Raw genomic sequence first — 24,110 nt, 5'->3', positions numbered from 1 at the left:
TTCCCTTCTAATTTGCTTCCGCTTCTTTTACAAGTCGTGAAAATATATCTTTTACTGGAAGGATTTCTTTCATTTTCCAGACATTCTCACCAGAGAAAATAATTGCATTATCGATGTCACCTTTCTGTGCATTTATAAGTGATTCAATAATGCAAAATCTAAAAGAACATTTTTTCATGCATTGGTATGAACATTTAAAAAACTCAATCGATCCATCAAGGACTTTTGAGACGAATTTGTTACGTAATGCTCTGCCAGGTAATCCGACAGGGCTTTGAAAAACGACGATGTCTTCTTTATTTGCAGAAAGGTACATTTGTTTGAATTTATCAGAAACATCACATTCTTTTGAAAGTACAAAACGTGTGGCCATCTGCACACCTGCTGCGCCTTTTTTAATTAGCTCGGCAATTTCAGTGCCATTCGTAATCCCTCCGGCAGCTATTACTGGTAATCCTTTGATAACTTCAAGAACTTCTGTAAGAACTTCTCGCATTGGTCTATCAGTCCCTAAGTGTCCACCAGCTTCTTTTCCTTCAACAATAATTGCATCTGCACCGCATTTTTCTGCAAGTATGGCTGTTTTTACTGAAGAAACAATTGATACTATTGGAATTTTGTACTTCTCTCCATATTTGAAAACATCTCGCGAAAATCCTGCTCCGGTAATAATCAAGTCAACTCCGCTACTAATAGCAGCTTCAACTAATTGAAAGAATTCTCTTGCGACGAACATAATGTTTACGCCGATTATTCCATTTGGTGCAAGTTCTTTGGCTTTTTTTATTTGGTCTTTTAGTTCTTCGATGCCCATTCCTGAGCCACCGATTACGCCGATACCACCGGCATTTGCTACTGCAGCTGCTAATGGTGCAGTAGATATTCTTACCGCCATTCCCCCTTGGATTATGGGTATCGCAGCAACAAGATTACCAATTTTTAATTGAGGTAAATTCATGAATTGATCCTTTTATGCAAACTCAACATACGCGGATTTATCAATATAAATCCGCGTTATAGCGTTAATAAAACAATTATTATATATTAGAAACAATGTAATCTACAGTACTTCCAACAGTGGTTAATTTTTCAGCGTCTTCATCTGGTATCTCTGTATCGAATTCTTCTTCAAGTGCCATAACTAACTCAACAGTGTCAAGAGAATCTGCTCCTAAATCGTCTACGTATGCAGCATCTCTGGTTACTTCATCTTCAGAAACTCCTAGTTGATCAACTACCACGGCTTTAACTTTATTAAATACTTCCTCTTCTGTCATCTTCTGTTTTCACCTCCTTTATATTACCTATATTATAAATTCTATTACATTACCATGCCACCATCTACAACAAGAACTTGTCCTGTTATATATTTAGCCTCCTCAGAAGCTAAAAACAATACCGCATTAGCAATATCTTCTGGTGTACCCATTTCACCAAATGGGATTTTTTTATTTACAGCTTCTTTAACTTCATCAGATAACTTATCTGTCATATCTGTAGCAATAAAACCTGGTGCTACTGCGTTTACGTTAACCCCGCGAGATGCCAGTTCTCTTGCGGTTGTTTTTGTGAGACCGATAACTCCAGCTTTTGATGCGGAGTAATTCGCCTGTCCAGCGTTCCCTGTTATTCCCACAACTGATGCGATGTTAACGATTTTTCCTGATCTCTGCTTCATCATGTTTCGGTAAACAGCTTTTGTGCAGTTAAAGACACCTTTTAGGTTAACGCTTATTACTGCATCCCATTCATCTTCAGACATTTTCATGATGAGAGTATCTTTTGTAATGCCAGCATTGTTTACTAATATATCAACTTTTCCCATTTGTGTATAGACTTCTTTGAAAAATTCTTCAACATCGGCAGAATTGGCAACATTTGATTTAAGAGCAATACTTTTTACGCCTAAGCTTTCGATTTCTGAAGCAGTGGCTTGCGCAATTTCCAGGTTAATATCACTAATTACTACGTCCGCTCCAGCTTTTGCCAGTTTTAACGCAATTGATTTCCCGATTCCACGGCCACTTCCTGTTACAACTGCAACTTTACCTTTTAAATTCATTTGGACCACTCCTTTTTGATTTTATTGATAAGTCCGGAAAGAACTTTGCCCGGACCAATCTCTGTGAATGTTACTACTCCTGCCGTAAGCATTTTTTCTATTGATTGCTGCCATAATACGGATGAGTATAGCTGCTTTACCAACAGTTCTTTTGTTAGGCTGGCGGATGTTAAATAATCGGCGGTTACGTTCATGATAATCGGAATCTTTGGTTCATTGAATGGAGCTTTATCTAGATAATCACGAAATTGTTCTGCAGCGGGCTTCATTAATTGAGAATGAAAGGGGCCACTTACTGGTAGTGGAATTGCTTTTTTCCCATAAGTGTCAGAAATTAGAATACAACACTTTTTTATAGCGTCAGTTGTTCCCGAAATAACAATTTGTCCGGGGGAATTATAGTTTGCAATTTGTGCTTTGCCGTCAACCGAATCACAGACTTTTTTGAGCGATTCCTGATCCATTCCGAGTATGGCTGCCATCGTTCCTTGTCCAGCAGGAACAGCTTTTTCCATAAGTTGCCCACGGACACGTATGAGAGTGAGCGCTGTTTCAAAATCCAGCACTCCTGCGGCGCAAAGTGCGGTATATTCACCGAGACTATGTCCGGCTACGATGTCCGGTTGCACCTCTTGTAGCTTGAATTGCATATAGCTTACAGTAAAAATTGCCGGCTGAGCATTCTGGGTTAGCTTTAGTGCATCTTCAGGACCGTTTAAGCATAGTTGTTTTAGATCAAATCCTAAAACGTTATTTGCCTGGTCAAAAATTTCCTGGTTTGGAAGGTCTTTTCCCATCCCTACAAATTGAGATCCCTGTCCTGGAAAAACGAAAGCAGTCTTCATGTTATTTATTTAACTCCTTTAGCATCGCGGGTATAATTTCGTAGAGATCACCAACAATACCGAATGTAGCTACGTTAAATATCGGAGCGCCCGGATCTTTATTGATGGCGATAATAATGTCAGAACTCTGCATCCCGGCAAGATGTTGAATTGCCCCTGATATTCCGCAGGCTATATAAAGTTTCGGACAAACAGTTTTCCCTGTCTGGCCTACTTGATGGTAGGCAGGTATCCACCCGGCGTCAACTGTGGCACGGCTTGCCCCGATAGCTCCGTTTAATACCTTAGCAAGCTGCTCAAGAAGTGTAAATCCTTCCGGCTTACCTATCCCTCTTCCTCCAGAAACAATAATATCTGCTTCTGAAATGTTAATTTTGTTTTGCATTTCGTAAACGACTTCTTTTACCGTAACGAGGTTGCTGGTTATATTTGGTGTGAACGACACGATTTTTCCTTGATGTGCGCTGTCTTTCGTTGCTTTTTTAAATACTTTGTGACGAATTGTTGCCATTTGCGGTCTGTGATTCGGGCATATTATTGTTGCCATAATATTGCCGCCAAATGCCGGTCGTGTTTGTAAAAGTAATCTTTTTTTCTCGTCAATTGCCAGTTCTGTACAGTCAGCTGTGAGTCCTGTTTTAACCCGGATTGCAACTCGAGGAATAAATGCGCGTCCGACGCTGGTTGCTCCTGCGAGTACTATTTCCGGTTTAAACTTTTTAATGAGATCGCTCATAACATCAGTGTAAGATTCTACAGCAAAATTCTTTAATTGAGGATTCTCAGCCATATAAACGTTTTGTGCTCCGTATTCAATCAGTTCTTTCGCTGCCTGTGAAACATTGTCGCCAAAAATTACGGCAGAAAGCTCAACTCCTAATTCTGCGGCTAGTTTTTTTCCTTCGCCAAGTAGTTCGAGTGATACTTCTTGCAGCTTTCCTTCGCGCTGTTCGGCAAATACCCAGACTCCTTTATATTCATTAAGGTCTTTGGCAGTCATTTCATTTCGTTCTATCGTGATTGCCTTGAATTTGCAGACTGATTCACATGAGCCGCAAAGAGTGCAATTGTCAGCAATGATTGCCTTTTCTTCTTCGATAACTATTGCACCAAAAGGACAGACTCTAACGCAAAGGCTGCAACCTATACAATTATCATTAACTGAAATACCCATATTTTGTCCTCCTAAATAGCTTTCAGATCTTTAAGTTTTTGGCATAAACATGAAACTGTTTCTGAGATTTCTCCGCACAGCATTTCTCTTTTGCCTTTTGGCGGCGGCGTAAATATTTTGACTACTTGCGTTGGTGATCCGTTAAGTCCGCACAATGAGAGATCTGCATTAATATCCTGGGCAGACAGTTTGTCGATAACCGCAGTTTTTGCCTTCATTTTTCCTTTGAGGGATGGCATTCTTATTGTGTTAATTTCTTTAAGTACAGTTATTGCACAAGGAAGTTTGATGTCAATAACTTCATAGCCATCTTCAAACATTCGCTCAACGGTTATTATGTTGTCTTTAACTTCAACTATTTTTCTTACGTAGGTAACTACCGGGATATTCAAAAATTCTGCCACCCCCGGTCCAACCTGTGCTGTATCTCCATCAATTGCTTGTTTGCCGAAGATTATTAAATCGTATTTGCCAAGGGTTTCTATGCCTTTCGCCAAGGTATACGATGTAGCCCAAGTGTCTGCGCCTGCAAACGCGCGATCGCTTATTAGTACGGTATTATCTACCCCTAAAGCTATAGCGTCTCTCAGAGCACTTTCAACTTGCGGTGGGCCCATACTGACGACAGTTACGTTGCCTCCAACTTTTTCTTTGAGATGCAGAGCAGCTTCAATTGCATTTTCATCGAATGGATTCGTTATGCTGGGAACCCCTTCTCTCATTAATGTATTGGTTTCAGGATTGATTTTAACGTCGCTTGTATCAGGAACTTGTTTTATACATACAATAATATCCACGAATATATCCTCCTCGTTATGAATAACGAAAGGGGCAAATATTATTTTGCCCCCTGAAATTAATTTATTTTTTAGATGCTGCTTCTTTGACTAGACATTGTGCTATTACATTTCGTTGAATCTGATTTGTTCCTTCATAAATCTGAAGAATCTTTGCATCTCTCATCATCTTTTCAGCAGGATATTCTTTCATATAGCCATACCCGCCAAGGATCTGAACGGCATCGGTAGTAACTTTCATCGCTACATCAGCCGCAAAGCATTTGCTCATAGCTGACTCTTTGGAATAGCTGCCGCTGTCTGCGTCCATAAAACGTGTTGTTGCATATACGAGAGCTCTGGCTGCTTCAGTCTGCATTGCCATATCTGCAAGCATATGTTGTACGGCCTGGTTTGCAATAATCGGTTTGCCGAATTGAACGCGCTCTCTGGCATATTGGACAGCTAAATCAAGTGCACCCTGAGCAAGCCCTACACCTTGAACTCCGATACCTGGTCGTGACATATCTAAGGTTTTCATTGCAATAAGAAACCCCATACCTTCTTTCCCTAGAATATTTTCTTTAGGAATTCTGCAGTTTTCGAATACGAGTTCTCGAGTTGCGGATGTTCTTATACCCATTTTGTTTTCTTTTTTTCCGAAAGAAAACCCTGGTGTGCCTTTTTCAATAATAAAGGTGCTCGCTCCTCTGGCGCCTTTGGCTTTGTTTGTCATCGCAACAACGGTGTAAGTTTCTGCTTCTCCGCCGTTCGTGATCCATTGTTTGGTACCATTGATAACATATTCGTTCCCATCAAGGACTGCCGTGGTTTGAATGCCACCGGCATCGCTTCCTGCGTTTGCTTCGGTAAGACCGAATGCTGCTAGTTTTTTCCCTGCTGCTATATCAGGTAAATATTTTTTCTTTTGTTCTTCGGTCCCGAATAATAATATTGAATAACTTCCCAATCCGCTAGCTGCATAAGAAACCGATACACCGATACATGCTTTGCTTAATTCTTCTATTGCAAGAATTGACTCGAATGCTCCTGCACCAAAACCGCCGTACTCTTCTGGGATATAGATCCCGAATAAGCCTGCTTCTGCGCAGCAATTCATGATTTCCCAAGGAAATTCTCCATTTTCGTCGAGTTCTGCCCTTGCCGGGAGTACTCTCTCATTAGCAATTTTTGCTGCTAAATCTCTGATCATTTTTTGTTCTTCAGTTAAGCCATAATCCATCATATAATAATGCCCCTTCCTTTTATTTAATGAATCTCTCTTTTTTCTTAAAAAAAAACGTACTCGTATTTGGCTGTTGCATATTTTTGATGTGCCTATTATCTTGTTATGCCATCCATCTGAAAATAGCAGATCCCCAAGTCAGACCCCCACCAAAGCCCATAATGGCAACCAAATCTCCTTTTTTTACTTTTCCTGCAGTAACCGCTTCGTCAAGAGCAAGAGGTATAGATGCTGATGAGGTATTTCCGTAATTCATGATATTAACACAGACTTTTTCTTCGGACAAGCCTAGCCGCTCGGCAGCAAAGTCAATTATTCGTTTGTTCGCCTGATGAGGAATAAAGTAATCGATATTTTTCTTTGAGAGCCCTGCTTTTGACAGACTCTTTTCGATAGAATCGATAACGATGGAGACAGCAAATTTAAAAACCGCCCTTCCATCCATTTTAATATAGTGATTTCTTTCTGTAATATTTTCAGGAGTAAGGGGAGTTCTTGATCCCCCATTCGGAATAATAAGCAAATCGCCGCCTGAACCTTGTGCTCCCAAAGTCCATGAAAGAATCCCTTCGCCGTGAGGAACGGCCGATAGGATTACTGCTCCTGCGGCATCTCCGAATAATATACAGGTACCACGATCTGTCCAATCGACGTTTTTTGCGAGAGTATCAGCCCCAATGACAAGAATGTTTTTAAAACTTCCGGCTTCAATAAATTGAGATGCGGTGGCTAGCGCATAAACAAATCCGGAACAAGCAGCAGACAGGTCAAATGCAGCTGCGTTTTTGGCCCCAAGTTTATCTTGGATTATGCAGGCTACGGAAGGAAATAGCGGATGATCGGGAGTACAGGTCGCAGTAATTATAAGGTCAATTTCTTCAGGTCTTTTGTTTGCGCTTTTTAGTGCATTTATTGATGCCTGAAGGGCCAGGTCAGATGTGCTGAGGTTGTCAGCAAGCCTTCTTTCTCCGATACCGGTACGTGCACGAATCCATTCATCGGAAGTTTCGAGCCCCATCTTTGCAATGTCATCATTTGTTACAACTTTTGGCGGTACACAAGAGCCAACACCAATAATACCTGCAGAGATTTTGTTTTCTGCCATTATTCAACCTTCTTCCTGGTTAGTATGACTTTTTGATAATATCAATTATTTTGTGATCGACTGAATCAATTGCTACCTTTATAGCATTCTGGAATGCCTTTTCGTTAGCTCTGCCGTGGGCTTTAATGCAGATACCGTTAATGCCTAAAAGAAGGGCGCCTCCATATTCATCGTAGTCTATGAATTTTCTTATGCGCTGTAATGACGGATATAGGAATACAGCGCCGATTTTTGCGAAAATGCTGTTTTTGATTTCTTTCTTTAGAATGTTACCCAGATAGAGCCCCAATCCTTCTCCGAACTTGAGCAGCATATTTCCGACAAAGCCATCACAAATGATTATGTCAGCACGGCCTGTGAGAACATCTTTTCCTTCGATATTCCCTATAAAGTTTATCTCTTTACAGGCTTTTAATAATTTGTAGGTTGCAAATGTAAGCTCATTGCCTTTTTCTTCTTCTTCTCCAATATTTAATAATGCTATTTTGGGGTGGGCGATGCCTAAAACTTCTTTTGCAAATACATTACCCATAAGTGAGAATTGGTAGAGATGTTTAGGTTTACAATCAACATTGGCACCCATGTCGAGGAACATGGTTTTTGAATTATGAGTGGGAATTAGTGTAGCGATAGCCGGTCGTTCGATTCCGTGTATCCTTCCGATATTCAGGAGAGCGCTTGTCATATATGCGCCAGTGTTGCCGGAAGATATAACGGCATCTACTTGCTTGGTTTTTAGCAGGTTTATTGCTACATTAATAGATGAGTCCTTTTTTTGTTTTATAGCAGCAACAGGACTTTCATCCATTAAAATAATTTCGGAAGCATGGTGGATTGAAATTAAATCATTCGGGTATGAGTATTTGTTTAGCTCATGTTGGATGTCATCTTTTCTCCCTACAAGGACAATTTCTACCTTGTAGGCTTTTGCTGCTTTAACTGACCCTTCAACTACTGCAGCTGGGGCATTGTCTCCCCCCATCGCATCTACAGCCAGTCTCATTATTTAGCTATTGCTCCTTACTGCTTTTTGTGGTAAGAATTTGTCTTCCTTTGTATTGTCCACAATTAGAGCAAGCTGTATATGGTCTTATTACTTCGTTACATGCCGGACATTTTGTAGATTCCGGGATTGTTATTTTCCAATGTGCTCGACGAGATCTTGTTCTCGCATTAGAATGTCGATGTTTAGGTACTGCCACTTAATTATTCCTCCATTCATTATTTTTATCTTTTAAATGACGCTCTTTAAACTCTTTCAGCTTTGCAAACCGAGGATCTATTTCCTCTTTAGTATCGGTTATTACTTGTATTCCTATACAATCTAGGCTGCAAAGGGGTTTTATTGGTATCTGTGCTATAATATTTTGCCTTATAATTTCATAAAGGTCAATAGTATTGTCTTCTTCTATTAAATAGACAAAGTCTTCATCGGTTAACTCTATTTCACCTGTAATGTCTTTATAGTCTTTGCTGTTTTTACAGTATTGCTCTTCTATTCGAAAATGTAGCGGGAAATTATATTTATTTAAGCATCTTCCGCAATCAAGTTTGATTTCTGTACTAACGACTCCCTTAAGCAGTATTGATTTTCCAGTATTAGTAATGTCAGCGTTGACATTGACCGGTTTCGTTAACTCCAAAGGCTCATCATGAAAATCCATGGCCTCTGATATCTCAATATGCTGTTTGCTTCCAACCTCTTTGAGGATAGAAGATAAATCAATTTTCACTAGGGTGGCCTTCTTTGTCATTGATCTTGAAACGCCTAAGCATTATATAGTACGTTTTTGTTAGTTGTCAACATGAATAGTCAATACGTATGGTGACCCATGATCAGGGTTTTGCCAGTCTGGCTCGCCAGGTTCACCTGGTTGATGGCAGGATTGTTACCTGAATACGCTGAGTATTCTCCGGGCTGATCGTATGAACTACGCTCTCAGCGTGACAGACGTGTCCGGCAGCTCTAAAAAGAAAAATTGATAAGATATTTTTTGTTCGCGGTGAAAGTCCGATTCTGATTTTACACCCGCTAACATATACTCATGCTCATTGAATAAAATCCAACATAGGTATTTATTATCGGCGATGCTTCAGCGATAATAACGTTTACATAAGGAAATGTAGCTTTAATCCTTTTCATAAGTTCGTATGCTTCCTGGTAAAAATAACTATGGGTAATGCCTACATACCGGAAGATCCGTCCGTATTCTTTTTCGTAATCTTTGATGGATTTGAGCAGTTTCGTCACCGCTTCTTCCGGATTATTCGTGCGGTCGGTGACAGTGAATTTTCCGTATTCCGGGTTGTAGAATAAAATGGGTTTGTAATCCAGTAAGGTATTTAATAGCTCTCCTTGAATAGTTGTTTTATCTACACCCTGAATGAAATAATCAAGAGAATTGATGTACATGATTTGCCAGCAACGTTTTCTTTTTTCTTTAATTTCTGCGATTATATATGAAAATTTTTTTTTCTCTTTAGCCATCTTTGCTGCAACATAGGCCAAAAGTCCCATTCCCAATCCTGTGTTAAATGAATCAACCACTTCGATGTGAACGTTGCTGACTTGCTTTGCCGCTGACTGCGCGGTAGCGAAGGTCTCACTCCAATGGTTGGCGATATGAATTGATAAAATTTTTGTGTATCCGGACTTTGCCAGACTTTGGTAGAGCTGAACCAATGACTCTTGCGAAGGCGGGGCCGTCGTTGCTTTGTAATTACTACCGTTCACTTTATTAAAAAAATCGATAGCATTAATGTCGACCCCATCTTTATACGTTTTCCCATCGAGTATGATATTAAGTGGGATTATCCGGATGTTCAGGTCATCGATTATCATTTTTGGTAGAGAAGCTGTGCTGTCCGTAACGATGACAATGTTTTCTTCCTGATCTATATTCTCTACGGATTCGTTTGTCAGTTGTTCTTTTATCTGTGTTAACGAGAGAAATTCATCTTTTTGTAAACCTCGTATTTGTTTAATTAACTCAACATCTTTTTCGGTAAAAAGCCTCATCCCGCCAGGAGTCCTGGTTACTGAGCTTAAGAGTCCTTCCTGCTCGTAATAGCGTATAGTTCTTGTAGTTATTTTAAGAATATCGGATATTTCACTTATTTTATAATATTTTCGATTATCCATAGTTTTCATATCCTTTCAAAATCAATCAATTGTATTTTCGCATAAAGTATAGCCTAAATTTATTAAAAATTATAGTTAATAATTGGACCGTATTATTATTTGACGTTAATAAAATGCCAAAAAAATATTTAAAGAGCAGTTCCTGTGATGACAGAAGGGTTTATGAGGGTAAGGACTACAAAGTAAAGACTTCCGATGACAACTAATATGCCAACCCAGAATGAGACCATACTTACTGTATTATCCCCTTCTGAGAGATTAATGAGCATTGTTCCGATTCCTATAGCGATAAGCGATAATAAACCAACGAGAATTAACATTTATTCCACCATTTTGTTGTTGATTGCGGATGTTTTATACTTTTGCCGAGCAGGAGCTTGTTGAGGCCCAGCATATTCCAGCAAGAAATAATCAACGATTAATAATAGGGTAACATAGTAATAATATACCGGTCAAGAAAAAGCATCAGTTTATTTTCTTTTGAAAGGAAATTAGGGGACGAGTGTTTTACCCGGGATAACTTTTTGCCGGGCATCACAATGCTACCATGAAGCTCTCATTATTTGTCATAGACCCTCGTAATAATTGGAGGAACTGATGGGGTAAATAGCCTGCTTGTCGACCTTATATATATATGATTCTTTCTGGTCTTTTAGGTAAACTCCATAATCATCAAGAAGATAAATCATATAGGTGGTGCTTTTTTGATTGGTCTGCCCGAAATCTATCGAATATGTTTCGTGTTTCGGAAGCATTTTTTTTATTTCTTTCCTGGGAACTTGTTTTTCTACAACTAAATTGTGAAATGTTTCGAGTAGCTTAGTTGCTTGTTTCGTATATGATTTGTGGTTTTCCGCCAGCCAGTTGTTGCTGGTGGTTTTTTCGTATACTATTTTCTTGTCAGGGAATTTTATGGTAATTCTGTTTATCGAGGGTTCATCAATTAGGGGTATTGTGTTCTCGATCCATCGTTGGCGTTCAGGCTGGAATGAATCAGCCAGTTCTCCATTTTCCTGAAAGACTTGAGGCTGTTTTTCTTTCCTTATGAATGTTGAATTGTACTGCGGGTTATGTTTTCCAATATAAAACTTGCTGGTTAATTGGGAATGTTTGAAGGTACAGAAAACAAAAGCAGTTTCGTCAGTGACGTTAAAGTATTCATATTTTTGAGGATTTTCTGAGATAATCTCATGATACTTGAATCCGTTAATTGTTTTCATGAGTTTATTAAGCATGGTCATATTGATTTTTAAGGCATCTTCGTCGTTGGTTTCCCACACGTGTTCTTTTGCTTTGATGAGATAGAGTGATGTGGAGCCTTTTCGTATTTTGATTTCTTCTTGTGCCTTAATCTCTAATTGGCTGTTCGATGCCGTATCAGCTTTGCGCGATGTATAAAGAGGTTTTGATACAATAATTGCAATAATTGCGAGAACGATAATTGCGAGAAATAATTTAATATAGTATTTTTTCATGCTAGGCTACGGTACCTTTTTTGTTGCTAACACATTAAAGTGCTGATTATTCAAAAGGTACCATCAATCGAGAATATTGTCGAGAGTACTAAGAAAAACTTTCCGATGAAGCTTTTGTCCCGAACGAAATATTCCTATGAGATTGAATTTTGTTCAGATGAGATTCTCTGTTTGAATTTTTTTCTCAAATTATACCTGAAGTAACCGACAACCATTATAATGAGGGTGCCGGTTGACGTTGCAATAAATTTTATGAGTACTTTTATTTTGTTGTTAATGTCACTGAGCGGCTTATCTTTGATGTTTTTTGCCCTTATTGAGATGAGGTCATCTCCGATAGCAATAAAATCTACTGCATTCATAAGAAAGTTAAGGTTGCCGGAAAATCTCCTGGCTATATCATCGAGTAAGAAGTCGGAATCACCGACGACAATAATACTTGTCTGAGGACTAAGCTGTTTTGCGTCTGGCCTGTTCTTGTAAAAACTGTGGAAGCGGCCTTTGAGGATCGCTCCAATTGTGTGCTTGCCGGTGTTTTGGTAGAGGAATTCCTGTTGGGGGTTCAGGTCGAAATCTTTGTCCTGGGTCCAGGCTTTTTCCGTTGTGGATAGTAAAGGAGTGAAGGATATTCCCGGAGATTTTTTGTCAATTAAGGAGCTTGCCCAGGGAAGAACGATGCTATCAAGCCTGGATGTAATTGGATTTTCTTTGTCGAAATTGCTGTTTATGAGCTTTGGCCAGAGCGGGTAGGGGATGGAGAAGGTTATGAATCCGCTGTTGAAGGCTACGCTTGTATTGCTTTTGTCGAGAACAAGGTTGGTCTTTATTTTTACTCCGTAATTGTCGAGCAGTTCCGCAATATTTGTATTTTTTGTGGCTGCATTAAGGTTTTCTATTCTAAGGGTGTCAATAAGGAAAATTGCTTTTTTCCCTTGCATAATGAACTGGTCGATTGCGTATTTTTCTTCTTCAGAGGTGTTTTCAGGGCCAGCCACAATTAAGGCCATGGCGTTCTGGGGGAAACGTTGTCCTTTTGCAATGCTTACTTCCTTTATATTGTATTGCTTAGATAGACCTTCATTTAAAAGGCGATATTCGCTGCTCAGGTTTCGTTCGCCGCTTCCGCTGAGATATGCGATGGTAAAATTGCTTTTTCTGGTTATTTTCAGTATAAGGCTTGTCAAATCATACTCGAGATTGACTGTATTCTGGATAACCGGGATAACTTCAGTTTTGTCTTCATAGAATAGCGCAAGACCAAGATATCCCATCTTTACTTCGCGTTTGTCTTTTTCGATGACATTCATCTGTATTTCAGGTATGCCGATTTTTTGCGCTTTGGACGTTGTTTCCGGATCTTCTGCCGGATCGATAAATTGATATTTGATTTTGTTGTTCGAACATATCCTGTATTCTTCCATTATATCCGTGACTTGTCGTTTTAAGTTAACAAACGAAGCCGGCAATTCTTTAGAGAAATAAACATTAACCGAAATGACGTCATCAAGATTGGTGAGAATTTTTTTTGTTGAGGCTGAGATAGTGTAAATATTGTTTTCTGTCAGATCAGCGCGAAAGAAAATTTTTGAGGAGATAACATTGAGTAAGATAAGGATTGTCGATACTAACAATATTTTTGAATAAATGATTGTCGTAACAGATGGTTTATATTTTTTTAGGCGATCAAGTATTATTGCCATTTACGTTTTTCCAGTGACTGCATATTTAAATAAATAAAAAAGAAAATTATAGAGATATAATAAACGATATCTCTGCTATCAAGGACCCCCCGGCTGATGCTTTCGAAATGAGACCCTAGACCCAGATAGTGAAGGACTGTTGAGACCGAATATGGTAAAGAATATAATACGATGTTCTCTCCTAAGATAAAAAGAATAAAGGATAACGTTACGCCAAGAATAAACGCAACAATCTGGTTTTCACTGAGACTGGAGACAAACGACCCGATGGATAAATACGCCGCACCGAGTAAGACGCTGCCAAGATAGCCGCAGACAATAACCCCATGGTCCGGACTGCCGAGCAGTGAAACGACAAGATAAAGAGGAAGTGTTAAGAATATCGCTATCGTTACCAACAGGAGGCTTGCAAAGTATTTTCCCATGATTACCTGGTAATCCTTAACTGGTAAGGTTAATAGTATCTCGATCGTATCCATTTTTTTTTCTTCTGACCAGGTCCTCATTGTTACTGCCGGGATAAAAAATAAAAATATCCAGGGCAACAGAGAGAAAAATTCCCGCATTGTTGCTTGTCCGTATAAAAAGAAGCCGCGAAAGAAAAACCATCCGGTAAACAGCGTGAATATAGAGATGTAAATGTAGGCTATCGGAGATGTGAAATAGGAGGTGAATTCCTTTTTAAATATTATCCAGATTATTTTCATTGGACCTCTTGGTTCTCCTGTGTTGTTATGTTAAGAAAAATATCTTCGAGCGTAAGCTCTTGCGCTTTTAATTCCGATAACAGCCACTTGTTCTGGGCGACTATAGAGAATATTTCCTCCGAATTAACACTCTCTTGCGATAATTGGATTGTTAATCTAAGCCAGCCCGAGGATTTGTACTTTTTTTGTTCAATGACAATGTCATAACCATACTTTTTCTTGAGTAATTTTGAGAAATAATGAAAATCTCCTTTAAAGGTTAACTTTATTATTGTACCACTTGATTGGCTTTTCGATAACTCTTTGGGTGTGCCGGAGGCTACGATTTTGCCATTATTGATAATGATGATCCTGTTGCAAGTGGCTGAGACTTCCGGGAGTATGTGCGTACTCAAGATGATTGTTTTTTCCTGTCCTAGTTTTTTTATTAGATTACGGATATCTATTATCTGGCTCGGATCAAGTCCGCTTGTGGGTTCGTCGAGGATCAGGATTGCAGGTTCGTGGATGAGCGCCTGAGCTATTCCAACCCTTTGCCTGTATCCTTTTGACAGCTCGTAAATATCTTTGTGCAAAACTTCTTTCAGACCGCAATCTTCAATAACTTTTGCCAGATGTTCTCTGATTTTTGAAGGGTGGATTTGGCGTAGTTGTGCAATGAACTTGAGGTATTCGATGACTCCCATGTCTTGGTAAAGAGGTGTGTTTTCCGGCAAATATCCGGTTTGCCTTTTTACTCCCAGCGGATCTTTGAGTACGTCAATTCCTGCAATGTAAGCTTTTCCATGTGTTTGGGCAAAATATCCGGTGAGTATTTTCATTGTGGTTGTTTTACCGGCTCCGTTAGGGCCAAGGAATCCAACAACTTCACCTTTGTTTACAGTGAAGGATATGTCTGAGACGCCTCTGGACTTGCCATAATTTTTCGTTAAATTTTCTACACGTATCATGCATTTTCCTTGTTTCTATATTATATGCATTTACTATTTTGGCATAAGCTATGATGCCAGTATTGATTATATCAAAAAATAATTTAATTCATAGTATTGTTATATTAGGTAAATGTGATTGTGCCGGCTTGGTAGTTGTTGGCTTAACCCAGGCTGTATGATTTGGTTAACGGAAACGTCAACTTGGACAAATCAGAGAGTATAATAGGCGAAGAGCTACTTGTGTATGTGTTTAAAAGATTATCGGCGGTGAGAGAAAGAACATAACACTGGATCAATATATATAATAACGAAAGACCGCATGAGTTGTTAGGAAATGTTCCGTTAGCAAATGACTTCCTTAAATCTAACTCTAAGTAAGTCATTTGCTGGATGGGGTGCGAAACTGGCATCTGAAGTTATCAATTGCTGCTAAATAGTAAAAACACTGACTTTATCTTCCAATGTCCTGGTTGTAAGCTCTAGATCACTAATTTTCCCTGAAAATGTTTCAATTGTTGCCAGGACTTCTTCTGCTGAACCAGAAACCTCTTCAGTTGAAGCTGAGTTATCTTCAGAAATTTTTGCAATTTCATTAATATTAACTGCCGTATCAGTAAATCGCTGCTTGATACTTTCAGTTGCTTGAAAATTATCTTCGGAAATTGATTGTATATTAGATATCGCATTAACAACATCTTTTGACCGACTTGTCAAAGCCTGCATCGAGTTATTATTAATTTCGATGTTGTGGGTAAGATTATTCATAGTACTTACAACTTGTTCGCTTGATGCCGTCATTTCTTCAGTAGCAGCAGAAATATTCTGGATCTGAATAACGGTATTCTTTACAGCATCTATGATTTTCTTAAGTGCTATATTTGCCTGATGGCCCAGGTTAGCACCTGTTTGCACTTCTGTGGTCCCATTTGCCATTGACTCAACTGCGGTATTTGTATCCCGCTGTATTTGTTTGATCAAAGTGGCTATTTCTTTCGTCGCTTTCCCTGACCTTTCCGCAAGCTTACGAACTTCATCAGCAACAACTGAGAATCCTCTACCATGTTCACCGGCACGCGCAGCTTCGATTGCAGCATTTAAAGCTAATAAATTAGTCTGCCCTGCTATATCATCAATAACTTCTATGATGCTTTCAATCTGTGCTGAACTTTTCCCTAATTCAGTAATTTTTTCCGCAGCTAGCAATACTGTTTCTTTAATTTTATCAATCGCAATAATAGTATTAGATACAATTATTTCACCTTCTTTTGCAACAGAAGCCGTTTGGTTGGAATTTGCAGCAACATGCGATGTATCCTCCGCAACCTGATTAATTGCGTTATTCATTTGATTGATTATTTTTTTTGTGTTTTCAATGTCAACAGATTGTTGTCTTGTTACCTTCGCAATATTACTTATTTCTATGTCGTTTTGACTAATGGTTTCTGCCGTTGTTTTAGTTGTTGCAACCTGACGTTGTGCTCCGCCAGATACCAACAGAAGTTCTTGCTTTATGATATCTAGCTCCTTCTTGATTTTATTCACAGCATTAAGTTGTTTACATGATCCTGCCGCTACATCCGTTATTGCAACAGTAATTTGAGAAACAGAACTCATCGAGTCTTTTGACACTATTTGCAGTTTTTTAAATTCCTGACGCACTTCAGTAGTTGAATTAAGTACGTGACGAATTGTTTCTCTTAATTTCTCAGTCATTTTCCTTAAAGCGCCAGCATTCTCACCAACACCATTATTTATCTCGACAACGAAATTACCATTAGCAATTTCAACTAAAACATTATTTGTTAATATTATAGGTTTACGCATTTCTTTAGACAAGTAAAGCGCTATAATAACAGCAAATAAAATGGCAATAAATATTGCGACACAAGCTACCAGCATTCCTATCGAATTCATTTGAATGACTTTATTTGAAGATTTTTTTACGTTCTCAATATTACTTTGTACAATAATCTGCAATGACTTATAAAAATCTTCATTATTTTTGTCAATTTGACTTTTTACCAGTTGATCCATTTTCTTTAACAATTTGATGGCTTTTTCAGCATCAACAGCTTGAGTTCCCTGATCAACGCCAATTACAAGGACATCAATTTCCTGCTGGTATGGATTTTCAATATTCAAATTTTCATATTCTTGCTCAATTTCAAGCAAGGATTTAATACTTTCACTCCAATTTTTCTGCGCTAAAATAAAAGCATTCCACTCATTATGTGCTTTCATTACATTAAATTGTTCTATTGATTTTATTTCTTTATTTAAAAGGGTTAAATTATTTAATATGTTTATGTCTATTTGCTTTCGTGAGTCAATAGACTTCATCGGATTAAGCAGTGCGCTTATGTCCTCCATCGTTTTAGCTTGTATTAAATTCATATTCCAAAGACTATTAACAATAGGCATGTCCTGTTTAAAAAAAGTATTAACAAGAAAATTAGACTGACTTGTACCTATCAAAAACACAACGCTTATAAATACAGATATTAATGCTATGGAAACAAAACCACCCATTACTTTATTCTTCAAGCTAAGATCGTTAATCATTTAATTCCCCTTTTTTATTAATAGAAATGCTATAATAACATGATAGGTATAAGCATATCAAAAAAATATCATTATCAAATAAGAAATTTTCCAGTTGCAAATACCTTCAATGGGTTCCGCCGTTTTTTTTTCTCAATTCTAAAATATAACCTCTAATATAATTAAATATGTTATCTAACATGAAAAAATAAATTGATTATAATATAATTTTTTTGAGCTTTCTTCCGTCGCCATTTCAATGCTTAAGTTCTAATAGTTTCAATAGAATCAAGATTTAAACCATTCAAGCTAACTTTATTAACAATTCGTTTATTCATTATTAATTTTTGCTTTCTTTTTATTGGAAATCCCCAGATCACTTAGTGAATTTAGAGCTCCCCCAATTTTTTATTAGAGGACTATTGTTAGTAATCACTTTTATAAAAATTGGGGGGAGCTTTTCTATTTCCTCAAGTGCTTTTAGTGCCCATTAAAAATATCTGTACTCGTATTTTATTTTTTATTTCTGACCATTACTTTATCTTTAGGAAATTTCTTTCTTATTTGAGCCGGAGATACATCGTATAAACCTGAAGCTACTAAAAATTTTTCTCCATCCATAGTGACCATTTTACAATAGGAGATTTTAGGTGAGCCAGCTTTTTCCCCATTTTTTGGCCAAGTATATGGGACCCAGCCTTCGCCATTTTTATTTACCATTTCATAAAAATCCTTAAATATAACATTGCCAGCAGGATCTCTCATATCAAAAAGTTCTTTGCCTTCTAGTGCAGGTTTTAACGGATGCATAACCATTTTACCCTCAAATGACTGAACCCAAATATAACCCTCTCCCTGGGCAAAAATAAATTTCCCTTTTAGGTCTCTTAGCTCAGCATAAGCAGCCGGGCCCTTTTTCTCCAGTAATTTAACAGCTTCATTAACTTTCTTCTTAACAAGTTCAGGACTTATTACTTCAGCAGCATTACCAATTATAGGTAAAGATACAACAAACATCATAGATATCGTAAATAACATTGAAATAATCAAGCTAGGTTTTTTCATTTTAAATGCTCCTTTTAATGAATTTATTAGTTTAACCTAATAACCGTATAACCTTTAAGTCTAAATCACCTCCAGTAACTAAAGTAAAATACTTATATCTACGTGGTTTTTTACGTATTTTACAATTATATCAATACTAGAATACTATTTCAATTTTTTCAAAATTCACGTTCAGGGGTGCAGATACTTCCCGGAGTTATACGTGGTGTAAACCCGCCTATTTTAGTTTCTTAGCTGAAAAGTATGGGAACTTTTTAATTTTATTAACTGTTTAAATGAATAAGCCATGGACCTTGGTGGAACGTTTACGGTATTGGCTATTTGGACAGGGCGGATTAGAATAGAGATACAAAATTTGCAAGTGCATATGATTGAGTATAATGGAAAAACATTTTAACGAAATATATAGTGAACATAAAGAGTTTATCTGGAATATTACGAGTAAATATTTTCAGAATAAGTGGGATAGAGAAGAAGCTTTTCAAGAAATATTTGTAAAAATTCACCGGTATCTCCCGGCTTATAAAGAAAATGGGCAGAACTATTTAAAAACCTGGCTTTATAAGATAGCTATAACGACGTCCATTAATTTTTTTAAAAAGCAAAAACGGGTACAGATGATAAAAGATGTCATCGGGTTTAATGAGAGATTGTTTTTTCGGGATCAGCAGCCATCGAATGAAACAACGATGAGAGGGAAAGAAGAATCTGTTGATTATCTATTAAAACCGCTTAATGCGAACCAACGAGCTGTGATAGTCCTTCGAGAAATTGAAGGCTTGCCGTACGAAGAGATATCGGAAATTATGAATGTGAATATCGGGACAGTTAAATCGATGTTGAACCGGTCAAAAATAAAGATAAGGGAATATCTGAAGAAGGAAGGGATCTGCAATGGACGAGATTAATATTGATAAGGCGCTTCTTAAAATGAAAGAAACTCACTATCCTGTCGACTATGTGCAGCAATATGAGTCGATTATGGAGCGTGTTGAACAGCAGAAGCGTCCATTAGCATTTTTTTTTCAAAAACCTTTGCTGGCATCGATGTCCATGCTGTTTCTTGCTTTCGGAGTGTTTTTCTATAGTGGAGCGACTAACAAAACTGACTATACGGGTAATTCCTCAAAGATTGATACTTTTATGGCTTCTGTGGCTGTAATTGATAATGATGAAAATCAAACTGAGCAGCAGGACTTTTATTCCAGTTTTCTGGATGGAACTATTGAGTAATTTTGGCTGTTTAATTAATTGAGACCGGTAAAGCGCGCTAAGGTTGGGATGTAAATAATCAGGAGGATAAGAAATGAAAAAAATGTTAGTGGTTATATTCGTGTTGGTAGCTTTTCAGACGGCGTCATATAGTTTTTGGGGAATGAACGATGGAGGCCAAGGAAAAAAAAGAGCAGGTGACGAACAGAATTATCGACCGTTCAAGCATTTGACATCGGAATTAAAACTTACCAAAGATCAGTTAGCTGAGATTGATAAGATTAGCATTAAGTATGAGAAAGAGACTCTCCCTCTACAGATGAAGATAAAGGAACAGCGTATAAATATGCGAGAAGCTTTTCTGGACAAAAATACAAATGCAGCCAGAATTAAAGAGATTGTAAGAGAAACTGGAAAGAACGAAATCCAGATGAAAGAATTGAGAGTTGATAAATTATTCGAAGTCCTAACAGTGCTTAACACGGAACAACGCGAGAAACTTCGCGATTTGAGGATTTTTTCGAATTTTCTTGGTGGAAATGTTTATGATAAGCAGTTCCGGGAAGGAAATAAGAAGGATCGAAAGATGCTACATAGGAAATAGGAATAGTAGATATTAGATTATATGCCAGGAAGGAGGATTGAATTTTCAATCCTCTTTTTTTGTCCCTTGATTATTATCGGAAAATAGGGAAGAATGCGGGTAAATATAAGGAAGGTGTTATGTGCAAAAAACATTGTTTGTTTTGCTGGCTTCTTTGACATTATTTGGTCATCAAGCTTTCGCACTTAGCGCAAAAGAAATAATGGGCAAAGTTGAAGCTAACTGGCGCGGGAAGAGCAGCCATGCGGTGATGACGATGACTATCAGAAAACCTGAATGGACCAGGACCATCAGTATGGAATACTGGAATCAGGGGACAACCCGATCGCTGATAAAAATACTGGCTCCTCCCAAAGATAAAGGAATAGTCTATCTCCGGATTAACAAAGAACTCTGGAACTATCTTCCGAGTATAGAGAGAACTATCAGGATACCTCCCTCGATGATGATGCAATCGTGGATGGGAAGTAATTTTACCAACGATGATCTGGTAAGGGAAAGTAATTTGGAACGTGACTATTCACAGGAGCTCCTGGGGGAAGAAAAAATTGCCGGATACGACTCATATCGAATACAACTTATCCCAAAACCAAATGCTCCTGTCGTCTGGAGCAAAATAATAGCGTGGATAGCGAAAGATACTTTTGTCCCATTACAAGAGGAATTCTACGATGAACGGGGTTCATTGGTTAATACGCTTGTTTTCGAAAATATTAAGAAGATTGATTCCCGGTATTTTCCAAGAAAATGGACGATGAAGGCTACGGGTAAAAATGAAATGACTATTATGGAGATTTCAAAAATTGAGGTTGATATACCTCTTCCCCCGGAATTGTTTTCGCTTAAATCCCTCAAATAAAGAGATAGCATTATCGGTCCTTATTGGTTAGCAACAATTAGCGATGAGAAAACAGAGGTTTCTTATATGCGGCTGCTTTTGAAGTTAGTATGGCGAAATATATGGCGACATCGCAGGCGGTCACTGCTCAACATTCTCGCGATAGTTTTTGGGTTGGGAATGATAATACTGATGGTAGCTATCCAGGATTCTTCTCATCAGCAGATGATCGATTCTACTATTAATCTTGGCACCGGACATATCCAGATACGTGCTTTTGGCCATTATGAAGATCCTGCGGTGGATAAACTCATTAACAATCCAAGCCAGCTCACAGATCAAATTAAGTATATCGATGCAATTAGGAGTATAACTCAACGAGCGGTTGCTTTTGCATTGCTCTCTTCGGGCAGGAGCTCTACGGGAGGGCAGATAATCGGAATTCAGCCGGATAAAGAATTTATTATAATTCCTCGCAGAATTATTTCCGGAAGCTATTTGTCGGACGGAGATACTAATTCTGTTGTGATTGGCGAGCAGTTGGCCAGGAACCTGGGATTAACTCTGGGAAGGGAATTAATAATACTGACTCAGGATTATTATGGCTCGGTTAGCGCTGCAAAATCAATTGTTAAGGGAATATACCGGACTGGTATCCCGGAACTGGATGCTTTTCAGGTTTATATGCCCCTTGTTGCAGCTCAGAAGCTTCTGGCGATTGAAGGTGTTCACGAGATTGTTGTGAAGCTTGGTTCTCCTGATAACGTTGAAACTGTAAAAAACGAAGTGATAAACAGGATTCATAACAATAAACTGGAAGTTATGACCTGGCGGGAACTCCTGAAGAGTTTGATCCAGGCAATCAATATAGATAACGCCGGAGGGTATCTTTTTCTGGCTATCCTTTTAATTATTGTTGCCGGAAGTCTGCTGAACGAAATCCTGATGAGTACTCTGGAGCGAACGAGGGAGATCGGAATTCTTAGGGCTGTTGGTACTTCTCCAGCTCAAATACGGCTTATGATTATCCTCGAATCGGGATTGCTTGGCATTCTCGGTATGGTGGGCGGAGTTGTTCTGGGTGTAGCCCTGTCCTGGTATTTTTCGGTCTTTCCCATACATATTTCCGGATTGGAAGAAGCTTTTGAAGAATATGGACTAAGTCCATATATTACCACCAAATTGACCATGATTAATATTGTCCTTTCTTCCGGATTCATTCTGATAGTGTCGCTCATAGCAGGAATTATACCGGCGTATCGGGTAAGTAGATTATCGATTGTTAAGGCGTTAAGATTTGCTTAAAAGTAATTGCTGCATTGCAGGGGGGACTCTTGTTCTTTTGTCCTTTTTTCGAAAGCAGGACTGGGAAGTAAACCCGGATAGGTGAATGAAAATGATAGTGCTCCTTACAATTGCTTTGCGTAATCTCTGGCGCAGGAAAGTGCGAACCCTTATTGTAATTTCCACAATAACTATCGGATTATGGGGACTCATTGTTATTTTTTCTCTCAGTAGAGGAATTATTGAGCAGATGGTCGAGAACGCGATTTTTCTCGATGTGGGGCAGATATCCATTCAGCATAACAAGTTTCTTACTCAGAAATTATTAGAATTTCATTTGCCTGATAGCATCTATGGGGTAGTTAATAAAATTAGGCAGTTAGGGAATGTAAAAGCTGTGTCCATGAGACTCCAGGTGCAGGGATTGGTATCTTCCACCGTTTCCTCTGCCGGGATTGTTCTTTCCGGGATTGATCCTGGCCGGGAAAAGCAGGTTACAATTGTTTCGAATTATATTCAGTCGGGGCAATATTTACAGGAAAAAGATCAGAATAAAATATTGTTAAGTCAAAAATTAGCAGAAAAACTAGGTGTTACACTAGGGGATAAAGTTGTTTTCATGGCTCAGGGAGCAAATGGCGATATTGTTGGTTCGGCTTACCGTATCGGCGGCATTTATTCTACTGATATGCCTGAATTCGATCAGGGCAACGCTTTTGTTCTCCTTAAACCGTTACAAGAATTATTGCAAACACGTACGATAACCGAAGTAGCTATTGTTCTTCATGATGAAGCTCAACTCTCAACGACGAAACGCAAGATAGCTGAGCTAGTCCCCAAAACCGAGCTGGTCAGGGTCTATGATTGGAAGGAGAGGTTCCCGATACTTGTTCGCTATCAGGAGATATTCGCAGCTTCTATGTGGATTTATTATATTATTATTTTTCTGGCGGTAGCTATGGCGATTTTAAATATCTTTTTTGCCGTAGTCTACGAACGGATACGAGAATATGGAATATTGAAATCAATTGGTACAAGTGAAGGGTTTATTTTTTTTCTTATTATTACGGAAGCAGCTTTTATTGGAATCTTTAGCCTTATATCCGGGATTGCCATTGCTTATTTGACGATACGGGTGCTTATGTATAGCGGGATTGACCTGTCTGTATTCTCCGGTGGGCTGAAGGAGTTCGGGCTGCCGGTAAAAATCTACCCGAAATTGGGTGTTCTGGACTTTTTTGTTCCTGTGGTTGTAACAATGGTGACGTGTATTCTGTCTGCGGTTTATCCTGCTTGGAGAGCTTCTCGCTTAAAACCGGCAGAAGCTATGCGGTTTATATGAGTTGTAACGGATATACAGGTAAATGAAGAGGTTGATTGATTTATGAAAGGGGAAAGATAT

The 24,110-nt window shown here is 38.4% G+C and carries 25 protein-coding genes; 6 read left to right on the top strand and 19 right to left on the bottom strand.

Annotated features, from left to right (window positions below; genetic code table 11):
• Positions 1–7: 7 nt before the first annotated feature.
• From DKM50_11905 to DKM50_11815, 19 genes are all read right to left on the bottom strand, one after another.
• Positions 8–958: a nitronate monooxygenase gene (locus DKM50_11905; GenBank protein PZM78258.1), complete on the bottom strand. Its 951-nt coding sequence runs from the start codon at positions 956–958 to the stop codon at positions 8–10.
• 79 nt (positions 959–1,037) lie between these two features.
• The gene (locus DKM50_11900) at positions 1,038–1,277 is read right to left on the bottom strand and encodes an acyl carrier protein (protein ID PZM78257.1); all 240 of its coding nucleotides are present in this window, start codon (positions 1,275–1,277) and stop codon (positions 1,038–1,040) included.
• 44 nt (positions 1,278–1,321) lie between these two features.
• Entirely contained in the window at positions 1,322–2,062 is a 741-nt protein-coding gene (locus tag DKM50_11895) for a beta-ketoacyl-ACP reductase (protein PZM78256.1), read from the bottom strand.
• Positions 2,059–2,907 (bottom strand): [acyl-carrier-protein] S-malonyltransferase, encoded by an 849-nt coding sequence (fabD, locus tag DKM50_11890; protein ID PZM78255.1) that lies wholly within the window; start codon positions 2,905–2,907, stop codon positions 2,059–2,061. Before fabD ends, DKM50_11895 begins: the two co-directional genes overlap by 4 nt.
• Position 2,908: 1 nt before the next feature.
• Positions 2,909–4,081 (bottom strand): electron transfer flavoprotein subunit alpha, encoded by a 1,173-nt coding sequence (locus tag DKM50_11885; protein PZM78254.1) that lies wholly within the window; start codon positions 4,079–4,081, stop codon positions 2,909–2,911.
• A gap of 11 nt (positions 4,082–4,092) precedes the next feature.
• Positions 4,093–4,878: an electron transfer flavoprotein subunit beta gene (locus tag DKM50_11880; protein ID PZM78253.1), complete on the bottom strand. Its 786-nt coding sequence runs from the start codon at positions 4,876–4,878 to the stop codon at positions 4,093–4,095.
• A gap of 64 nt (positions 4,879–4,942) precedes the next feature.
• Positions 4,943–6,100, bottom strand: coding sequence for an acyl-CoA dehydrogenase (locus tag DKM50_11875; GenBank protein PZM78296.1), 1,158 nt, complete (start codon positions 6,098–6,100; stop codon positions 4,943–4,945).
• A 106-nt stretch (positions 6,101–6,206) separates the two neighbouring features.
• Positions 6,207–7,208, bottom strand: a complete 1,002-nt coding sequence (locus DKM50_11870; protein PZM78252.1) for a 3-oxoacyl-ACP synthase — start codon at positions 7,206–7,208, stop codon at positions 6,207–6,209.
• A gap of 19 nt (positions 7,209–7,227) precedes the next feature.
• On the bottom strand, positions 7,228–8,211 hold the full coding sequence (locus DKM50_11865; protein ID PZM78251.1) for a phosphate acyltransferase PlsX: 984 nt from the start codon (positions 8,209–8,211) through the stop codon (positions 7,228–7,230).
• A 7-nt stretch (positions 8,212–8,218) separates the two neighbouring features.
• A complete protein-coding gene (locus tag DKM50_11860; protein ID PZM78250.1) occupies positions 8,219–8,410 on the bottom strand; it encodes a 50S ribosomal protein L32 in 192 nt (63 codons plus the stop codon).
• On the bottom strand, positions 8,411–8,962 hold the full coding sequence (locus tag DKM50_11855; GenBank protein ID PZM78249.1) for a hypothetical protein: 552 nt from the start codon (positions 8,960–8,962) through the stop codon (positions 8,411–8,413).
• Positions 8,963–9,240: 278 nt separating this feature from the next.
• Positions 9,241–10,359: a hypothetical protein gene (locus tag DKM50_11850; GenBank protein PZM78248.1), complete on the bottom strand. Its 1,119-nt coding sequence runs from the start codon at positions 10,357–10,359 to the stop codon at positions 9,241–9,243.
• 119 nt (positions 10,360–10,478) lie between these two features.
• Complete coding sequence (locus DKM50_11845) at positions 10,479–10,670, bottom strand: hypothetical protein (GenBank protein PZM78247.1); 192 nt, start codon at positions 10,668–10,670, stop codon at positions 10,479–10,481.
• Positions 10,671–10,916: 246 nt separating this feature from the next.
• Positions 10,917–11,825 carry a hypothetical protein gene (locus tag DKM50_11840; GenBank protein PZM78246.1) on the bottom strand — a complete coding sequence of 303 codons (909 nt, stop codon included), beginning with the start codon at positions 11,823–11,825 and terminating at the stop codon, positions 10,917–10,919.
• A 134-nt stretch (positions 11,826–11,959) separates the two neighbouring features.
• Positions 11,960–13,525: a hypothetical protein gene (locus tag DKM50_11835; GenBank protein ID PZM78245.1), complete on the bottom strand. Its 1,566-nt coding sequence runs from the start codon at positions 13,523–13,525 to the stop codon at positions 11,960–11,962.
• On the bottom strand, positions 13,516–14,232 hold the full coding sequence (locus DKM50_11830) for an ABC transporter (GenBank protein PZM78244.1): 717 nt from the start codon (positions 14,230–14,232) through the stop codon (positions 13,516–13,518). The genes DKM50_11835 and DKM50_11830 overlap by 10 nt, the downstream gene beginning before the upstream one ends.
• On the bottom strand, positions 14,229–15,182 hold the full coding sequence (locus tag DKM50_11825; protein ID PZM78243.1) for an ABC transporter: 954 nt from the start codon (positions 15,180–15,182) through the stop codon (positions 14,229–14,231). Before DKM50_11825 ends, DKM50_11830 begins: the two co-directional genes overlap by 4 nt.
• A 411-nt stretch (positions 15,183–15,593) precedes the next feature.
• Complete coding sequence (locus DKM50_11820; protein PZM78242.1) at positions 15,594–17,726, bottom strand: hypothetical protein; 2,133 nt, start codon at positions 17,724–17,726, stop codon at positions 15,594–15,596.
• Between the two features lie 492 nt (positions 17,727–18,218).
• Positions 18,219–18,770: a hypothetical protein gene (locus DKM50_11815; protein ID PZM78241.1), complete on the bottom strand. Its 552-nt coding sequence runs from the start codon at positions 18,768–18,770 to the stop codon at positions 18,219–18,221.
• Between the two features lie 380 nt (positions 18,771–19,150).
• On the opposite strand from DKM50_11815, the gene DKM50_11810 reads away from it, so the two are divergent.
• From DKM50_11810 to DKM50_11785, 6 genes are all read left to right on the top strand, one after another.
• The gene (locus tag DKM50_11810; GenBank protein PZM78240.1) at positions 19,151–19,678 is read left to right on the top strand and encodes a hypothetical protein; all 528 of its coding nucleotides are present in this window, start codon (positions 19,151–19,153) and stop codon (positions 19,676–19,678) included.
• A complete protein-coding gene (locus DKM50_11805) occupies positions 19,665–20,003 on the top strand; it encodes a hypothetical protein (protein PZM78239.1) in 339 nt (112 codons plus the stop codon). The genes DKM50_11810 and DKM50_11805 overlap by 14 nt, the downstream gene beginning before the upstream one ends.
• A 73-nt stretch (positions 20,004–20,076) precedes the next feature.
• The gene (locus DKM50_11800; GenBank protein PZM78238.1) at positions 20,077–20,586 is read left to right on the top strand and encodes a hypothetical protein; all 510 of its coding nucleotides are present in this window, start codon (positions 20,077–20,079) and stop codon (positions 20,584–20,586) included.
• A 202-nt stretch (positions 20,587–20,788) separates the two neighbouring features.
• On the top strand, positions 20,789–21,445 hold the full coding sequence (locus DKM50_11795) for an outer membrane lipoprotein-sorting protein (protein PZM78295.1): 657 nt from the start codon (positions 20,789–20,791) through the stop codon (positions 21,443–21,445).
• 66 nt (positions 21,446–21,511) lie between these two features.
• Positions 21,512–22,729, top strand: a complete 1,218-nt coding sequence (locus DKM50_11790) for a hypothetical protein (GenBank protein PZM78237.1) — start codon at positions 21,512–21,514, stop codon at positions 22,727–22,729.
• Positions 22,730–22,814: 85 nt separating this feature from the next.
• A complete protein-coding gene (locus tag DKM50_11785) occupies positions 22,815–24,050 on the top strand; it encodes a hypothetical protein (protein PZM78236.1) in 1,236 nt (411 codons plus the stop codon).
• The last annotated feature ends 60 nt before the right edge of the window (positions 24,051–24,110 follow it).

The sequence above is a fragment of the Candidatus Margulisiibacteriota bacterium genome, from assembly GCA_003242895.1.
Lineage (GTDB): Bacteria > Margulisbacteria > Riflemargulisbacteria > GWF2-39-127 > GWF2-39-127 > GWF2-39-127.
This window is presented reverse-complemented; position numbering and strand designations above follow the sequence as displayed.

What these genes read in the sequence shown, in the direction of transcription:
- DKM50_11865 (PZM78251.1), bottom strand. Translation starts at nt 8,211, where the DNA reads ATGAGACTGGCTGTAGATGCGATGGGGGGAGACAATGCCCCAGCTGCA.
- DKM50_11905 (PZM78258.1), bottom strand. Translation starts at nt 958, where the DNA reads ATGAATTTACCTCAATTAAAAATTGGTAATCTTGTTGCTGCGATACCC.
- DKM50_11855 (PZM78249.1), bottom strand. Translation starts at nt 8,962, where the DNA reads ATGACAAAGAAGGCCACCCTAGTGAAAATTGATTTATCTTCTATCCTC.
- DKM50_11870 (PZM78252.1), bottom strand. Translation starts at nt 7,208, where the DNA reads ATGGCAGAAAACAAAATCTCTGCAGGTATTATTGGTGTTGGCTCTTGT.
- DKM50_11885 (PZM78254.1), bottom strand. Translation starts at nt 4,081, where the DNA reads ATGGGTATTTCAGTTAATGATAATTGTATAGGTTGCAGCCTTTGCGTT.
- DKM50_11825 (PZM78243.1), bottom strand. Translation starts at nt 15,182, where the DNA reads ATGATACGTGTAGAAAATTTAACGAAAAATTATGGCAAGTCCAGAGGC.
- DKM50_11820 (PZM78242.1), bottom strand. Translation starts at nt 17,726, where the DNA reads ATGATTAACGATCTTAGCTTGAAGAATAAAGTAATGGGTGGTTTTGTT.
- DKM50_11900 (PZM78257.1), bottom strand. Translation starts at nt 1,277, where the DNA reads ATGACAGAAGAGGAAGTATTTAATAAAGTTAAAGCCGTGGTAGTTGAT.
- DKM50_11840 (PZM78246.1), bottom strand. Translation starts at nt 11,825, where the DNA reads ATGAAAAAATACTATATTAAATTATTTCTCGCAATTATCGTTCTCGCA.
- DKM50_11850 (PZM78248.1), bottom strand. Translation starts at nt 10,359, where the DNA reads ATGAAAACTATGGATAATCGAAAATATTATAAAATAAGTGAAATATCC.
- DKM50_11805 (PZM78239.1), top strand. Translation starts at nt 19,665, where the DNA reads ATGGACGAGATTAATATTGATAAGGCGCTTCTTAAAATGAAAGAAACT.
- DKM50_11835 (PZM78245.1), bottom strand. Translation starts at nt 13,525, where the DNA reads ATGGCAATAATACTTGATCGCCTAAAAAAATATAAACCATCTGTTACG.
- DKM50_11895 (PZM78256.1), bottom strand. Translation starts at nt 2,062, where the DNA reads ATGAATTTAAAAGGTAAAGTTGCAGTTGTAACAGGAAGTGGCCGTGGA.
- DKM50_11830 (PZM78244.1), bottom strand. Translation starts at nt 14,232, where the DNA reads ATGAAAATAATCTGGATAATATTTAAAAAGGAATTCACCTCCTATTTC.
- DKM50_11785 (PZM78236.1), top strand. Translation starts at nt 22,815, where the DNA reads ATGAAAATGATAGTGCTCCTTACAATTGCTTTGCGTAATCTCTGGCGC.
- DKM50_11845 (PZM78247.1), bottom strand. Translation starts at nt 10,670, where the DNA reads ATGTTAATTCTCGTTGGTTTATTATCGCTTATCGCTATAGGAATCGGA.
- DKM50_11815 (PZM78241.1), bottom strand. Translation starts at nt 18,770, where the DNA reads ATGAAAAAACCTAGCTTGATTATTTCAATGTTATTTACGATATCTATG.
- DKM50_11810 (PZM78240.1), top strand. Translation starts at nt 19,151, where the DNA reads ATGGAAAAACATTTTAACGAAATATATAGTGAACATAAAGAGTTTATC.
- DKM50_11790 (PZM78237.1), top strand. Translation starts at nt 21,512, where the DNA reads ATGCGGCTGCTTTTGAAGTTAGTATGGCGAAATATATGGCGACATCGC.
- fabD (PZM78255.1), bottom strand. Translation starts at nt 2,907, where the DNA reads ATGAAGACTGCTTTCGTTTTTCCAGGACAGGGATCTCAATTTGTAGGG.
- DKM50_11875 (PZM78296.1), bottom strand. Translation starts at nt 6,100, where the DNA reads ATGGATTATGGCTTAACTGAAGAACAAAAAATGATCAGAGATTTAGCA.
- DKM50_11800 (PZM78238.1), top strand. Translation starts at nt 20,077, where the DNA reads ATGAAAAAAATGTTAGTGGTTATATTCGTGTTGGTAGCTTTTCAGACG.
- DKM50_11795 (PZM78295.1), top strand. Translation starts at nt 20,789, where the DNA reads ATGGGCAAAGTTGAAGCTAACTGGCGCGGGAAGAGCAGCCATGCGGTG.